This is a genomic window from Furfurilactobacillus sp. WILCCON 0119, assembly GCF_053471565.1.
In genome coordinates this window covers 316033-332198 of record NZ_JBPCCV010000001.1, presented here as the reverse complement: position 1 = coordinate 332198, position 16166 = coordinate 316033, and the positions used below count along the sequence as shown (strand labels likewise).

16 protein-coding genes are annotated in these 16166 nt (G+C 45.2%); 3 read left to right on the top strand and 13 right to left on the bottom strand.

Annotation, left to right across the window (positions count from 1 at the left end; all coding sequences use genetic code 11):
* Positions 1-47: 47 nt before the first annotated feature.
* The 5 genes from ACRYI5_RS01805 to ACRYI5_RS01785 all read right to left on the bottom strand — a co-directional run bounded on the left by ACRYI5_RS01805 (position 48) and on the right by ACRYI5_RS01785 (position 5070).
* Complete coding sequence (locus ACRYI5_RS01805) at positions 48-1298, bottom strand: PTS ascorbate transporter subunit IIC (protein WP_448224069.1); 1251 nt, start codon at positions 1296-1298, stop codon at positions 48-50.
* 81 nt (positions 1299-1379) lie between these two features.
* The gene (locus ACRYI5_RS01800; protein WP_448224068.1) at positions 1380-2372 is read right to left on the bottom strand and encodes a 2-keto-3-deoxygluconate permease; all 993 of its coding nucleotides are present in this window, start codon (positions 2370-2372) and stop codon (positions 1380-1382) included.
* A gap of 120 nt (positions 2373-2492) precedes the next feature.
* The gene (kduD, locus tag ACRYI5_RS01795; protein ID WP_448224067.1) at positions 2493-3308 is read right to left on the bottom strand and encodes a 2-dehydro-3-deoxy-D-gluconate 5-dehydrogenase KduD; all 816 of its coding nucleotides are present in this window, start codon (positions 3306-3308) and stop codon (positions 2493-2495) included.
* Between the two features lie 27 nt (positions 3309-3335).
* Entirely contained in the window at positions 3336-4181 is an 846-nt protein-coding gene (gene kduI, locus ACRYI5_RS01790) for a 5-dehydro-4-deoxy-D-glucuronate isomerase (protein WP_448224066.1), read from the bottom strand.
* 124 nt (positions 4182-4305) lie between these two features.
* Positions 4306-5070, bottom strand: a complete 765-nt coding sequence (locus ACRYI5_RS01785) for an IclR family transcriptional regulator (RefSeq protein WP_448224065.1) — start codon at positions 5068-5070, stop codon at positions 4306-4308.
* Positions 5071-5291: 221 nt separating this feature from the next.
* Here ACRYI5_RS01785 and ACRYI5_RS01780 point away from each other — a divergent pair, with 221 nt between their 5' ends.
* Complete coding sequence (locus tag ACRYI5_RS01780) at positions 5292-5591, top strand: hypothetical protein (RefSeq protein ID WP_448224064.1); 300 nt, start codon at positions 5292-5294, stop codon at positions 5589-5591.
* 138 nt (positions 5592-5729) lie between these two features.
* On the top strand, positions 5730-6473 hold the full coding sequence (locus ACRYI5_RS01775) for a sugar phosphate isomerase/epimerase family protein (RefSeq protein ID WP_448224063.1): 744 nt from the start codon (positions 5730-5732) through the stop codon (positions 6471-6473).
* 74 nt (positions 6474-6547) lie between these two features.
* Here the strand turns inward: ACRYI5_RS01775 and ACRYI5_RS01770 are convergent, their stop codons facing one another.
* The 3 genes from ACRYI5_RS01770 to ACRYI5_RS01760 form a co-directional block, all read right to left on the bottom strand.
* Entirely contained in the window at positions 6548-7738 is a 1191-nt protein-coding gene (locus ACRYI5_RS01770; protein WP_448224062.1) for an MFS transporter, read from the bottom strand.
* A gap of 293 nt (positions 7739-8031) precedes the next feature.
* A complete protein-coding gene (locus ACRYI5_RS01765) occupies positions 8032-8253 on the bottom strand; it encodes a hypothetical protein (protein ID WP_448224061.1) in 222 nt (73 codons plus the stop codon).
* Positions 8254-8409: 156 nt separating this feature from the next.
* The gene (locus ACRYI5_RS01760) at positions 8410-9363 is read right to left on the bottom strand and encodes an alpha/beta hydrolase (protein ID WP_448224060.1); all 954 of its coding nucleotides are present in this window, start codon (positions 9361-9363) and stop codon (positions 8410-8412) included.
* Positions 9364-9741: 378 nt separating this feature from the next.
* Here ACRYI5_RS01760 and ACRYI5_RS01755 point away from each other — a divergent pair, with 378 nt between their 5' ends.
* Entirely contained in the window at positions 9742-10791 is a 1050-nt protein-coding gene (locus ACRYI5_RS01755; RefSeq protein ID WP_448224059.1) for a hypothetical protein, read from the top strand.
* A gap of 122 nt (positions 10792-10913) precedes the next feature.
* On the opposite strand, the gene ACRYI5_RS01750 is transcribed toward ACRYI5_RS01755, so the two are convergent.
* The 5 genes from ACRYI5_RS01750 to speC form a co-directional block, all read right to left on the bottom strand.
* Positions 10914-11156: a hypothetical protein gene (locus tag ACRYI5_RS01750; RefSeq protein ID WP_407878284.1), complete on the bottom strand. Its 243-nt coding sequence runs from the start codon at positions 11154-11156 to the stop codon at positions 10914-10916.
* 12 nt (positions 11157-11168) lie between these two features.
* The gene (locus ACRYI5_RS01745; protein ID WP_407878283.1) at positions 11169-11390 is read right to left on the bottom strand and encodes a hypothetical protein; all 222 of its coding nucleotides are present in this window, start codon (positions 11388-11390) and stop codon (positions 11169-11171) included.
* A 235-nt stretch (positions 11391-11625) separates the two neighbouring features.
* Entirely contained in the window at positions 11626-12417 is a 792-nt protein-coding gene (gene thiD / locus ACRYI5_RS01740; protein ID WP_448224058.1) for a bifunctional hydroxymethylpyrimidine kinase/phosphomethylpyrimidine kinase, read from the bottom strand.
* Positions 12418-12487: 70 nt separating this feature from the next.
* Positions 12488-13810, bottom strand: a complete 1323-nt coding sequence (gene potE / locus ACRYI5_RS01735; RefSeq protein ID WP_407878280.1) for a putrescine-ornithine antiporter — start codon at positions 13808-13810, stop codon at positions 12488-12490.
* A gap of 62 nt (positions 13811-13872) precedes the next feature.
* Positions 13873-16038, bottom strand: coding sequence for an ornithine decarboxylase (speC, locus tag ACRYI5_RS01730; protein WP_407878279.1), 2166 nt, complete (start codon positions 16036-16038; stop codon positions 13873-13875).
* Between the last annotated feature and the right edge of the window lie 128 nt (positions 16039-16166).

Here is a 16166-nt window from a genome sequence, read left to right as displayed (position 1 = left end):
TTGAAATCCTCCTATAAATACGTCTTAAATAGTTGTTTTCGCGATGGTTAAAACCACTTAAAAATGCCCCAAATCAAGATGGAAATTGACGTGAAGTCTGGGTCAGCAAAGGTTGTTCCGTGAACACCCAGTGAGGCAAATAGTGGCAGTGTTAGTGCTGGCAGCAGTGCGAGGAACAAGCCATCGACTGCACTGGCAATAATGGCACCACGTAATCCTCCGGTCGCGTTGCCCAAAATGGCCGCCGCGCCCCCAGTAATAAAGCAGGCCATTAAGCCTGGAACAATGACTGGGAGGCCAACAAACGGAAAGATAAAGATGCAGGCAACCCCCACCAAAAATGTCACGATAAACCCAATCAACGCTGAGTTCGGTGATTTATCGAACAAAACCATCGGATCAACCCCAGCAATTGATCCTGGTGCAAAGACGTCAGCAAAACCTTTGAAGGCCGGCACAATTTCGTTGATGAATAACTTAACCCCGGCCTTCACGACGTACAGCCCAGCCGCAAATGTTGCGGACTGCGTTAAAATGTACACCCAAAATTCTTGCCCCTTAGCGACGCTTTCCACGTATGGCATCCCCGCAAAGAGACCGGCCACCAAAAACAGGATCAGCATTGTAAGTAAGGTGGCTACGTTTGAATCCTTCAAGAACAAAATACTTTGGTTGAGCTCGACCGTTTCCGCGTCGTTTTCTTTGTTCCCAAACTTCTCACCCAGCCAGGCCCCGGCAATGTAGGCAATCGACCCAGAGTGGGCGATTGTGTAGTCGTCGTTTCCAATGGCCTTTTTGCTGTAGTGCCGTAACGCAAACGGAATGAACGTCATGTACGCGCCAATAAAAATGGCCCCAATAATGATGGTTGCTGTTTTGCTGTAATGCAGGCCCTGGAGCACTGACGTTACGGCAAAACACATGAAGACAATCATTTGCAGTGAGAGGTAAATGTTCTTAAACCGAGTCCACCGCGCCATCAAGATATTAATCACTAACGCTGCCACAAGCATGATTGCCGCTGTCCCACCAATCTTATTGATGGTTAAGGCCATCATGGCCTCATTACTCGGCACAACCCCCTGAATGTGAAAGGCATGACTGAAAATCGTAGAGAAGTCCGTTAGCACCTGCCCCAGAATTGCGCCACCCATTTTGATCATGGTGAAGCCCATGAACGAAATAACGGTCCCGGTCACGATCTTTGCTGGTTTGTTTCGCTGAAACAATAATCCTAGAAATGTCACCAACGCAATGATGATTGATGGTGTCTGAATAATCGATAGAAATGTTTTCATGATTTCGATCCCCAATAATGACCGCCACCAGTCTTGGCGGAATTTTCTTGTTCATCGTTTCGATTCACTGGCTTCCAGCTATTAATCGACTGATTTCGCCGTTGGTTGTTGCTTGATCCGGCCTGTCTTCACTAAGCGGCGGTAATACCACATCGTCACAATTGGCGTGAGAATCGCCGTAACTAAAACACTCGTTGCCACGATGGCCGTTGCAGATTCCGCAACTGGCTTAAACTTTGCGTCCATTTGCGCGATAACTACCGGCACAGAAACGGCGGCCCCAGCGGTTGATGATGCTGCCCAACCGGCCAACCCATCTGAGCGAACCAGGTAACGGTCGGCTAAGTACAACACGTAGCCAGAAATAAAGACCACGGCGACCCCCATCAGAATGCCGACAACCCCAGACTTCACGATCATGTCAAAGTTCATACTGTACCCAATGGTGAAGGCGAAGAACGGAATCAGCGCGCCCCCCACTGGTGCAAACATCTTTCGAATGTCTGGATCTAGGCCGCCAAGCACACCGCCAAGGACGAACGGAACCAATGTAGAAACCAACGCCTGCCATGGAAACGCACCAATTCCAGCGATTCCTAACGTAATCATGGTGAAAAACGGTCCCGATTGAATGCTGAAGAATGGGTACGCTGCTAGATCAACATCCCGGCCCGGGATGGATGACATGAGGGCGGCGTACAACCCACCGTTAGCGGCATTAAAGGAAGCTAACACCGCCAAAACAGAGAATCCGGACAACACCCCGGTTGTGATTCCATCGGTTGGCAAGACAGCGTTTAAAGCAATTCCGATCACAGCTGCTAATAACACCTTCACGATCAGTAGTGAAGCCCCCTTGGCCGCAATCTTACCGGACGCTTTCAGGTTGATGCTTGTCCCGATACAGAAAAAGAACACAAACAACAGGGCCGATGTTCCAAGCATATAAGAGCCGGTTACCCCGCCGAGTTCAAGGTCTAGTTTCGGCCAGACTATGTGAATAACTGCACCAACTAGCAATGGAATGATCATAATTCCACCAGGTATTTTATCAATTCGCTTTTTAATCTGCATGATATCAACTCGTTTCAAAAATGATTGTTTTGCGTTATTTTGAATTTTTTTCACAAATAATGGCTAAATAAATACAGAGCTCACCACTCTGCATCTATTTTGGTTATTGTTCTAAATAAATTAGCGAACGAGGTACCCACCGTCAACGGCCATAATGTGCCCGGTGACATAGTTAGAAGCGTCTGAGGCCAAGAAGACGGCAACGCCCATCAGCTCATAGGTTTCACCCCAGTGCCCAGCGGGAATGCGCCCTAAAATCTCGTCATTTCGGGCTTTATCAGCGCGAATCGGTGCCGTATTGGCTGTCTTGATGTAGCCCGGCGCAATGGCGTTGACCTGAACGTTATACGCCCCCATCTCACTGGCAAAGGCTTTGGTCAACCCGGCAACACCGTGCTTTGAGGCTGTGTAGGATGGAATGAACTTACCACCTTGGAAGGACAGCATTGAACCAATGTTGATGATCTTCCCGTGCTTTTGTTCAGCGAAGACCTTTGCAGCGGCCATTGATAGATGATACACCGCGTTCAAGTTAATGTTGATTACGGCATCCCAATCTGCATCCGTCGATTCAAGTAACGGATTCCGTTTGATCATCCCGGCGTTATTGACCAGAATATCAAGGTGCCCAAACGTCTCAACCGCCTTGGTAACCACTTCGGTTGCGACGCCGTCTTTCGTCAGGTCAACGTTCATAAATTCGACGCGACGTCCCTTGGCTTCAATCAGCGCACGGGTGTCATCCCAGCCTTGTGTGCCAAACGTTGGGACAAAAATGTCGGCCCCAGCTTCGGCTAAAGCGACGGCATAGGCCTGTCCTAGCCCAGTATTGCCACCGGTAATGATTGCAACCTTCCCTGCCAGACTGAAGAAGTTCATGTTAAACATGTTCAGTTCGTCGGCACGTTGCTTAATTTCTTCTTGTGATTCTGCCATCAGTTTCTTCCCCTTTAAATGAATGACTTACCGTAATTGGTGCATGTCCACTTGATCCATGTCATCGTAAGTTTGGTTTTCACCACACATTGCCCAGATGAATGAATAGTTCGTCGTCCCAACCCCACAGTGGATGGAATAACTTGGGTTAACGATGGCTTGTTCTGGTTCCATCCACACGTGCTTTGTATTTTCCGGAGTTCCCATAAAGTGTGAAACGCGGGTATCCGCTGAACCAAATTCACAGTACATGTAGGTTTCCATCCGCCGTGCATGCGTATGTGCTGGCATCGTGTTCCATGAGTTCCCTGGTTCCAAAACGGTGTAACCCATTTGGAGTTGGCAGGTGTCCATTTGTGAAGCGTCGATGTACTTATGAATCGTCCGCTTGTTCATGTGTTCTTGGTCACCCATTGGCATTGCAATGGCTTCTGCGTATGGCAACTTCTTACTTGGATAAGCACGGTGCGCAGGTGTTGAAACAACGTAAAACTTAGCAGGATTGGCCGCGTCATCTGATTCAAAGACCACGTGCTTTGTCCCCATGCTGATGTAATAGCCATCATGGGTCACAATGTGATCCTTCTTGCCGTCGATGGTCACAGTCCCTTCACCGCCGATGTTGATGAACCCTAGTTCACGCCGTTGCAGAAAGAAATCAACGCCCAGCCCCTTATCAAGCACAATTTCCAGTGCTTCGGTAGTTGGGGTGACCCCACCAAAGATCATCCGATCGTTGTAGGTATAGGTTAAGTTAATGTCGCCCGGGGTAAAAATTTTCTCCATCAAAAATTCCTGCCGCATTTGATCCGTGTTGTAATGATCAATATCCTCTGGGCTGTGTGCATAACGCGTTACCATACTGAAAGTCATCGTGAAATCCTCCGTTTATTTCTTATTTGGAAACCGTATTTCTTATTTGCTTTGAACACTCCAAAGTATAAACGGCGGCGCAAAAAAAGCAAGTGCTTTTTTGCACTTGCCTTTAAATCAGCAACTAAAGCGCTTTCTCGATCTCGCTCTGCGCCTGCTTTGCCGCGATAATAAATTGTTTTTGTTTCTCGTCATTCATCCGAAACTTTGGTGTCGTGATACTAAACGCACCGTAAACCTTGCCGTATTTTTTGATTGGAAAGCCTAAGCAGTAGATGTCAGGTTCGTTTTCCTCATCGTCAATGGAGTACCCGCGCTCACGGACTTCCGCAACATCCTGAAGTAACACGCGTGATTCTGTGATTGTATTTGGTGCAATTTGGCGAAGATCGACGGTTGCCAGATAGTCCGCCATGGTCTGCCCATCGTATTCGGATAAAATGGCCTTCCCCATGGATGATGAATACAAATTCATTCGGCCACCGATCCGTGATTTCAAACTAACACTTCGCGGACTTTCAAACTTCCCGAGAAGAATGACATCCGTTCCGCTGACGATGCCAAGGTTAATGGTTTCGTTGGTCTCATCCCGAAGTTTTGTCAACGCCGGGGCCGCTAATGTCTTGATGTCAAAACTCTCTGCTGCTTTTTGCCCGTACGCTAAAAAGGCGATGCCCAGGGAATAGTTTTTTGTCTCAGCAGTTTTGGTAACGAACCCTAATGTTTCCATGGTGGTCAAAATCTTTAGTGTTGTGGGCTTTGACATTGCAACCCCGTCACTAATTTCTTTCAGCGTTTGAGTACCCTCATTGGCCAATAAATAGTCCATAATCTCTTTGGCCCGCACTAACACGGTCCCATAGGGTTTCGGGGTGGTTGTCTCTGTCATCATGTTCTCCGTTCGCAATAAAATATTTCCAAATAGGAAATTTGGTTTCACGTTCATGTTATAACAATTCTGAAAATAATCAACCATTTAGAATCACGAAAAACGCCGGCCGGTCAACTTTTATCACGATTTTGGATACGTTACAAAATGTGCATAATTGACAGATACCACAGTCCCGCTAAACTTATGCTTATTAACTTAAATAAAGGCAAGGTTACCTCATGTCCGACAAAGCAATGTTCATTGATCCAGAAAAATTCGCCTACCACTTCATCGACTCCCTTGAAAAAATGCCACAACCTGGTACGGGTGACTTGGAACGGGCCGCTAAAGTGCGGTTAGCCGCCTACCTATCCACCTATTTTTTGATCGAAAAGTTTAACCGGCAGGAAGCCAAAACGTTCGGAACTAAGGCAACAACGGCCCCCACTGAGCGGAGCTACGAGGATATGTCCTTCAGCGAAATTTTCAGAAAAGTGGCTGACATTAACGAGGAAGCGACGAACATCCTTCCAAAATAATTTACTAATCAGCGTAACCTGCTGATAAATAACGGCTTTGACCCTCATCAATTCTTGGTGAGGGTCTTTTTGACGCTTGACACATTTTCAGAAAGCGCTTACGATGCCTGTGTTTCAAACCACACTTTGGAGGTTGTCATGATGAATGCCCAACAGATTGTCTTAAACACCCTGGTTTTTGCGGATCAAGTGACCAATGAACACACCTTACAGGCGACACTTCTCGCTGCGGTTCCGACCTTTGGCATCAGTAATGCCGAAATTCGCCGCGAATACATCAGTGATTTTGCGACGGAGATCCCGGCCATTAAAGCGGCTGCGGATACCAACCACTTACGACTGTTCTATAGCGTTCCAGAAGTCCTCTTTTTGGACGGTGGCCAGTTAAATCCGAATCTGAAGCAATACTTTGATGAAGCTCAGGCCATGGGAATGTTTGCCATTAAGTTAAACATTGGCGATTTTGCCCACTACCAGGGCGACCTTACTGCTGACTTTGGGCCACTGCTTGCAACCGGTATTCAGGTCAACATTGAAAATGATCAAACCGTCCAAAGTGGCAGTTCTGCCAACATTTTGACGTTCCTTAACGCCGCTAAAGCAGCCGGCGTTGACATTCAATACGTCTTCGACCTTGGCAACTGGCGGTTCGTGGCTGAAAACGAACTGACAGTGGCCTCCGAATTGGCCCCATTCACCCGCTATATCCACGTTAAAAATGTGACCATTGAAGATGGTAAACCCAGCGTTACTGCTCTGGATACCGGGGTCATTGACTGGCAAAAGGCGCTTACCCTGTTACCGACAGACGTCCCCGTTGCGCTTGAATACCCAGCGACAGACGCTGAAATTCATCACGCCATTGACCGCTTAACCAAGTAATCCTAATCAAACTAAAAACGTCAACAGGCTCATCCTCTCGATGAAACCTGTTGGCGCTTTTGGCGTTAAATCATTTATCCTTTAATCCCATGAGGACGGCGTTGCCACCACAATGTACCCTCAGCGATCAATAGCAATACCACCGCCCCAAAAAAGACGTGCGGATAGCCGGCGCCCTCAATGAATGCCCCACCAATAAGTGGGCCAACAGCTTTTCCCAACGAGGAAAACACATTGATAAACCCTTGGTTGCGCCCCTTCATGGCCACGGTTGTCCGTTCATCCACCAACACCGGAATTGCCGGCACAAACAGTGCTTCGCCCAGTGTTAAACAGCACATCGCCACAATGAAAATGACTGCTTCATGCCCCATTAACAAAAGGGCAAACGACCCGGCCAGGCATAAAACACCCCAGCGTGCTTGGGTCATCACATGCCGAAACACGTGGGGATGACGTAACAACGTCATCTGCACAAGAACGATCCCGATGCCATTAATCACCCACAGTCGACTATAAAAGCCGGCCGTGAAGCCGGAGTGAACCACATAAACCGACAAATTGGTCATCCACTGGGAATACGCCAACCAGACAATCAACATGGCAATAAATAGCTGACCGACTGGCCGGGCGACAGGAACTTGTTGCGCGGATGGCGCGGTAGCTGCTTGCTCCTGTGCGTCATCATCTGTGACAGTTGCTGCTAAGCGTGGCAATTGACGGGGTAAACGGCCCCCCACCAATGCTGCGACCACCGCAAGGCCAATGATGACCATCATCACCATGGTGACCCCGTGGCCCCGATACAATAAACCAAGGCTTCCGGTCCCCACCACAAGGCCGAGGTTGATCCACAGGTACAGCACGTTGAAATCATGGCGTGCATCCCGACCGGCGTTTAAATAGCTGACCAGTGCGTACTGGGTCGTCAGTGCCCAACCAGTTGCCCAACCAAAACAAATTAGGAAAACGGTGAATCCAACGAGGCTGTGCCACAAAAGACCAATAAGTCCTACCGTGGAAAGACCCCACAGACCGCTCATCACCACCCACCACAGATTTGCGCGATCAAACAAGGCGCCCGCCGCCATGCTGCCGAGCGCGTTGGCTGCGGAATAGCCCAGTAGCACTAGCCCGATTTGTGTCAACGAGCGGCCAAACTCAGTCGTCAGGTACAGCGTACTGAGCGGCCACATCAGGCTATAGATCGTGTTGATCAGAAAGGCCATGATCAAGATTTTTTTGAGGGTTAGGTGTCGATTCATCGTGAGCCATCCTAGAAATTATTATTGAGCGACCCAATTGCAGAGAACAAAGTGGCCAAAAACTGCCATTGCTCCTATGGTAGGTTCCTTAAGAACTAGTATATCATCTGCATGGCATCCCGGATGTAAAACCATGACCCATAATCATTCAAAATGGGCGCGGTATAACATTTCATCTCTATCTCGATTCAAAGATTCAACGTGATACCATTCCGACTTTTCATCCGCATTTTACCAACCAACACAAAAAAGACGGTCAGCCATCGTGGCTAACCGTCTCTCAATTTTTCACTTTAATCTACAAATGCTGCTAATACTGGGACGTTATTAATGTGCAAGATGCACTGATTATTTTCGATCTGTTCCACGGCACTAAAGCGATCCTCGGCTGTCGTAATATCAAATTGATAATACTCACTGCCAAGTTTACGGGTGATCACCCGAATTGGCCCCACGTCTGGGACCACGGTTTCAATGACATCATCCAAAATCACACGGAACTTCTGTATATCCATAACGAACGCCTCCAAAGTTAATGTTTTGCATGGGTAAGTATATCGCTCAATTATGCACACACATACAGATGTGCCTAAACACGATACTGGCGGCGTTTATCGGTCATCAAAATGGCGTGTAATTAGGAAAAATCCTGGTTAAATGTCATTTTGATCTTACGCGTGATTTCTTTCGTTGAGCCAGGTCGTTGAAAGGTCCATCGCAGCACGGGTAGCGTGCGTTTGATCAAGTGAGTTTAACATTACAAAGTCATGAATCATGCCTTGGAACTGTACTTGTGTGACGGGAACACCGGCCTCACGTAATTTGTTTGCGTAGGCTTCTCCTTCATCACGGAGCACATCCGCTTCACCGTTTAAAATCATCGTTGCCGGTAACCCCTTCAAGTCATCAAGCGTTGCCCGCAATGGTGAGGCCGTGATCTCTGCGCGCTCGGCTGGAACGTTTGTGTACTGATTCCAGAACCATTCCATCCCCGCCTTCGTTAAGTAATAACCATCTGCAAATTGGATGTATGATTCGGTCTCAAAGTTGGCGTCCGTTACGGGGTAATACAACAATTGTTGTTGAATTGGCAACCCTTGGCGCTTCTTTGTCATGAGGGTCATGACAATGGCCATGTTCCCTCCGACAGAATCCCCAGCGACCGTGAGTTGATCAACATTAAACCGATGGGCTGCCGCAAAGTCTGGCAACTGTTGCAAAACGGCGTAGTTCTGCTCAATGGCCGTTGGGTACTTCGCTTCTGGTGACCGGGTGTACTCTGGGACGACCACCACGGCCTGCGTCCGCGCAGCCAACTCACGGACTAATTTGTCATGCGTATGTTCACTCCCAAAGACCCAACCGGCCCCGTGGATGTAAAAAATAACGGGCAATGTGCCTTCATTACCGACTGGGCGGATGAAGTGCACGTTGATCGTGCCCCATTCCCCTGTCGAAATCTCGACGACATCATCAGTAGCGGGCGCCTTTTCAACGTCGGTTGACTGGGCCTGTTCCAGGACTTCACGCCCCTTAGTGGGCACCAGTTCATAAATTCTTGGGTGCGCTTTACTATCATTACTAACTTCCTGAGCAGCAGGTTCCAAAACAATTTTCTTTGACATGTTCTAATCCTCTCCGATATTCGTTTGACATAATGAACAACCTGGCACAAAACGTTTTGCACAATGAATATTATAGACACCTTCGTTTGTACGTCAAATAAAAAGTTTTGGTAGCATTAGAAATAAATTAACTGCGTAAAATATTCTATTGTCTGAACCATTTGCATTAACCCTCACCATTTCTCCCACCACATTTTGAATTAGCTTTTATTGATACCGTTTTATCAAGGACCTTAACTTTTTCCATAAATAGACACGTTCACGAGGAAGAACTTTTGTGAACCCATTTTTCATCATGTATACTTAATTAATCATCAAGATAACTTTTAATTTATCGTTTCGTTGTTATACAAATACTTCTTAGGAGAGGGAAAGGATATGAAAACATTCAAGCCGCTGCTCGCAGTTACCCTGACCATGTTTTTATCACTGTTAGTCTTCTCAACCGTGGCTTCACCCGCTCGGGCAGACCCAACTGTTGAAACATTTATCTACTCTTGGTCAAATTCAGATTCTGAGGGAAAGACACCAGAGCCGGTCGTCACTAACTTTCAGCTTGATGACAAGACCATTTTGCCGTTAATGGACTACACGGGGTACACCATCGATCCCGTTAACTCCTTCGTTAAGTTCCCTGGCGATGATACACAATCCTACGCCGATATTTTTTCCTCACTTAATGTCGATTCAGTCAATGGATTCCTCGCATTGAACAACCAAAATCCTAGTATTGTCACAGAAGACGAACTCGGCCTAACCACCACGTTCAATAGCGTGTTAATTCCAAACGATGAAACGGTCACAATCAAGTATGTTTCTACCGATGGTAAAACACTTGATACAAAGACGGTCGCAACGAAGTTTAGCCGGACCATCACCATTGACCAACCAATATTTGAGGGCTACACCGTTGTTGCAAACCAACCGACATCATACGTTGTTAGCAAAGATGGCGTTGGTGCAAACGTTGTTACTGTCAACTACGATCCGGTGTCCTCATCAAGTTCAAGCGGATCCGGCAGCTCGTCAAGTAGTTCAGGTTCTAGCTCAAGTTCGTCTTCCAACAGTGGTAGTTCCTCGTCAACGAGCTCGACCCCTGGATCGAACGGTTCAAGCAGCTCTTCATCAATGAGTTCAACAACAAACGCCGATCAATCGAGCGTTAATAGTAACACTCAGTCATCCACTGTCAGTAATGCCACCAGTTCAAGTCAATCAACAACTACGGTCGCTCCTGCACAGAGTAACTCTTCTAGCAGTAACTCTGGTACCGGAACATTAGCCGCAAAACACGCTGAATTACCAAGTACTGGTCAAACAGTCAAGCGCTCAGCAGGCTTTGCTGAAATGCTCATGTTACTTGGGGTGACGCTCCTATCTGGAATCGGCTACTTCCGTTTTAAGAAACGCACACATTACAAACATTAACCCTGAACCTCCGTCCTTTACCGAAGACGGGGGTTTTATGTGCCATCAACAAAAGGCCATGTTCGCATGAACATGGCCTTTTGTTGGATCCGAATATAAAAATAATTGCACTAGCAGAAACATCAGGATTGCTTTAAGACATTAATGAAGAACGCTGGCATACCGGGATAACGGATGTCCAAACTACTCAGACTCCATAGTTCATAGGTCCGCCCATCAACATCAATCGTTGGTCCAGCATTATGAAGAATTTCATCATAAGCGGCTTCACTAATGGCATAGCGATGATCAATGACTTCAATGCCGTTGCCAGCAACTGTCCCTATACAGGTGTAATCGCCAACTTGAATGGTTACCTTCTCCATTATTCACCCTCCCTAATCTGAAAATGCTGCGATAACAGGAATTTCGTGGATATGGAGCATGCAATGATCGTTGATCACCTTTTCAACCACTTGGACCTTATCGTCAGATGTTACAATGTCAAATTGATAAAAGTCACTTCCAAGTTTACGTGTTGTTACTTTAATGGCGCCAATCTGCGGTAATGTCACTTCTGTCTCATCGTTAATAATTGGCTTAAATGCTGAAATTTCCATAACCCCTCCTCCTTAACATCAATGTTGTTCAAATAAATTGTAGCACACGATTGTGAATGATAACACATTTGCGCTATATGCTTGTACACATGCTATTATTCAAAAATATTATTAAAAATAAATATTAATCAATTTTGCGCGTCAAATAACGGCTTACCAAAGACAAATAACGTCCAGCGTTTGTCAGACTATATCTGACAAACGCTGGACGCTATTTGAGCACTGAATATCCTCTTCAATAACTAAGTGCTTTAACTGCTTTACTAACTTGAACAACTGATTTTAATGCTACTGTTACGAACTCTTTAGCATCTCGTAATGCCATTTCAACATTATCATTCTTCGCCAAACCAGCCGCAACAAGCGCAGACAATGTATCCCCGGCACCAACATTTGTAACATCTTTAATGTACTCGCCTGTTAACCAGAAGTCGTCGCCATTTTGAAGCAACACATAATCATGAATCACCTGAGGATTTTCCGATTTATGTTCTCCCGTAATAAAGACATTGCGAACACCTGAACCGCGCAATTCATTTGCTGCATGGATCAAATCCTCATCTGAATTAATCGGAAATCCGACTAACGCTTCAGCTTCCTCAACACTTGGCGTAATCACGCTTGTAATCGGCAGTAACCGTTTGACGTACTGCAAAAGCGTCTGCTCATCTAATATCAACTTATGATTTTCATTAAAAAGGAATGGGTCAAGGACAACCGGGCCAACAGCACCATCAGAACAAGCTCGTTCAACAGCAATAATGGATTCTAAGTTGGGCAAGCTGCCAATTTTACACGCTTTAATATCGAAATTTCGAAACACTTCACCAAATTGTCGAGTGATTGCTGTTCCTGGTAACGAAATTTCTGCTTCTAACGGATTTAAACCCTCGGTAACAACTCCAGTAATAATTGATACTCCATAAACAGAGCGGTGATTAAAAGCAGCTAAGTCTGCCTGTAAGCATCGGTTTCCAAGTGTCTGTACGCCCGTTACCGTCAGAACTGGTGTTTTTTTATCAGCCAACTTTACACCTCCTTTGAACCACAAAGAGAATGAATCGAACCTAATCGACCCACTCTTCTCTATCGTTTAACTACACCTTGGCTTCATTTTTTTCTAAGTCATATTTATGAGATACAAAGCCATATAAGGTCCAGCCCACAAAGGTTACAAGCGCACCGTAGGCAAGTTCTTCAGCACCGACTGCGTACAATGCATACAAACTGTAGATTGATGCAATCGTTGCAATAATATTTGTCGTCCGTCGGGCAGACGCCGTAACTCCTGCGTCGAGTTGCATTGTCTTAAGCGCCCCCATTGATAGCAGGTATGGAATAACATTTGTAACCACCGCCAAATTAACTAAGATTGTAAATTGTTTAGAAAGTGATGGACTAATTGTCATTAAGGCCAATAACGATTGCAAACATGTAATAATGATCATCCCAACCAGGGGAGTTCCATTACCGATAGTCTTACCAAAAATCTTCGGGAAATATCCTTCATGTGCAGAGCTACGGAACACTTCTGCAATTGTAAATTGCCACCCCAGTAAGGACCCAAAACATGAGATAATCATTAATCCCATAACAATATTCCCAACCATTGGCGTAAACATTTGGCTAAAAGCAACCCCAAATGGTGCGTTTGAAGCGGCTAACTTTGCATTTGGTACGATTCCTTGCATAACGTTGGTTGAAATAATGTACATAATTGCGGCACCAATCGTCCCACCAAGCACAGCAATTGGCACGTTCTTCTTTGGATTTTCAACGGAATCCATGTTTGCAGAAGCAGATTCCAATCCCAGAAAGGCCCACAAGGTAATGGAGATTGACTGACTAATCCCAGTGAAAAAGCCCATGTTGTGTGGGTTCCATGAAGCGGCGTATAGATGCCCACTAAAGTAGAACCACCCACCAATCGAAATGACCAACACTGGAATAATCACGCCCCAAACCGTAAACGTACTAATCCGGCCAGTGATTCGTGCACCACCAAAGTTAAGAACCGTTGCTAACCACAGAGTGATAATTGTAGCAATGGCAACTTCAACTGGTGACATGTGCAGCTTAAACAGCACATCCAAGTACCCAACCGCTGAAATCGCAATCGCAGCATTGGCAATGACTAGTGACACCCCGTACGTATAGTTGGCCATGAAAGAACCAGCTTTTCCATAAGAATATTCGGCATAACCACCCATCCCACCAGAGTGGCGAGTGTACATTCCAGCTCTAGAGAATGCATAGGCTAAACACATTGCGCCCCCGGCGGTTACAATCCAGGATAAGATTGACATCGTCCCAACTTGCGCCAAATTAGTTGGGAGCATAATAATCCCAGAACCCATCATATTAATGGCCGTTATGATGGTTAATTGAACCACACTCATTTTTTTCTTTTCTTGTGCCATGACGTTTCCTCGATTCCCTTATTTAATGAAAAGCATGATTATTTAACCATGCTTTTCTGGTCCTATTTCTTTTCGGCGTCATACGTGTAACCGTATGCTGTTGTCTTGCCATTTTCATTTTCGAAATAGACACCCTGAATTTCAGGTGCAAATCCTGGGAAACGATTAATTCCTTCTTCCAAAATCAAGAAGTACGTCTGGGCAACTTTACTCCATTTTTCACCTGGGACAACACAGAAGATACCAGGTGGGTAAGGAAGCGCACCTTCAAGTGCAATTTTACCTTCAATATCTTTCAATGCGACTAGTTTTGCATTGTTGTGCAATAATTCAACGTTAGCATCATATGGTGTCATTGCCTGTTCTGGGAAGTAATCTGCTAAGAACATTTCTTTTTGATATTCCTTAGCATTGTTACCCTTGTAGAAGTCGTGTAATTCTTGACAAAGTTGACGAATCGTATAATTTGCATAACGTTCTTTGTTTTGTTCGTAAAGTGATGGTAAAACGTCTTCCAATGGAGCGTCTTCCTTCACTAATGATTCAAACTTAACAATTTGAGAAACTAAGTTATCCATCTTAGCTGGCGTTTCTGCTGGAGTCATTAAGAATAAGATGGAATTAAGATCGTTCTTTTCAGGAATAATCCCGTGCTCGCGTAAATAATTAGCTAAAATCGTAGCAGGAATTCCGAAATCTTCATATTCTCCGGTCTGAACGTTAATTCCTGGTGTTGTTAACATGAACTTGTTTGGATCAACGAAGTATTGATTGTCTTCATAACCGTCAAAGGCATGCCACTTAGCACCCTTTTCAAAACGCCAGTAATCAATATCTTCAACAATCTTCTCTGTGTCAGCGTCTTCCCAGTTCTTCCCATTGACAACTGGTGGAACAAACGGACGGATCATGGTTGCGTTCTTCATCAAGCTCTTCCGAGCATTAACCGAAGTAACCAATGCATCATGCCAAAGCTTCTTTCCGGCTTCTCCTTCTTGCATCTTTGCATTTATGTCGAGCGTTGCAAACAATGGATAGAAAGGTGATGTTGAAGCATATTGCATATATGCGTTATTGAAACGTTTATGATCGATATAGCGCTTCTGACCCTTAATGTGAGAATCTTTTTTATGGATTTGTGAGGCCTGCGAGAACCCAGCTTGTTGTTTATGTGTTGATTGAGTAACCAAGATACCAGGATCTTCAGGTCCTAAGTCTAGCAATAGTGGTGATGAATCACGCATCATTGGAATGAACTGTTCGTAACCAACCCAGGCGGAGTCAAAGAGAATGTAATCACACAGGTGACCAATTCGTTCAACAACTTGCTTAGCATTATAAATGGTACCGTCGTAAGTCCCCAATTGAATAACAGCTAACCGGAATGGCCGTTTTTGTTTAGCCTTTTCTGGGTCGACTTTAGCAGCCTGCTTACGAATATAGTCTTCATCAAAGTCACGTGAGTAAATTCCACCAATAAAGCCATAAGGGTCACGAGATGTTTCTAAGTAAACTGGGCGACCACCATCTTTAACCAACGCTGCATTGTAAACAGATTTATGGTTATTCCGGTCAAATAACACAAGATCATCAGGAGCAATTGCTGCTGTAATCGCAATGTTATTTGAGGTTGTCGTTCCATTCATAACAAAGTATGTTTTATCCGCATTAAAAACCTTTGCTGCATGCTTTTCAGCTGCCATTGCAGGGCCTTCATGAATCAGTAAATCCCCTAAATTAACATCAGCGTTACAGATATCTGAGCGGAAGATATTTTCGCCAAAGAAATCATAAAATTGACGGCCAGCCGGATGCTTTCTGAAATACTGTCCTCCTTGATGTCCAGGACAGTCAAACTGAATATTACCACGGCCAACATAGGATTTTAATTCCTTAAAGAATGGAGGTAACACGCCTTCTTCATATTTTGCTGCAGCTGCTTCAATTTCACGATTATATAGTTGGTGATCATATTTGTTATTTAAGTCCAAAATATGATAAATCTTTGCCATCATTCCGGCATCAATTGTGGCATTTTCATCTGCAAGTACAAATACAGGAACACCAAACTTGGTGTCATTAACTGCATTGATAGCATCAACTTCCGTTGACATTACCACTACTGCTGCTGAGTCAACAAAATCAGTATCTAACGCTGAAACAATTTCACGATCCGTTTCAAAATACTGCATTGCCTGCTCAGTAGACGCTATCTTCATTTGATCCATGTTAATCGTCCTCCTAAGAATAAGTGCAAGTAAACCTCTAGTAAAAATTACTACAACTTATTTTTACAACAAACATTGAATGACAACAAGGCTTTTTGAAAACGCTTTTATTTTACCTAGATTTTACA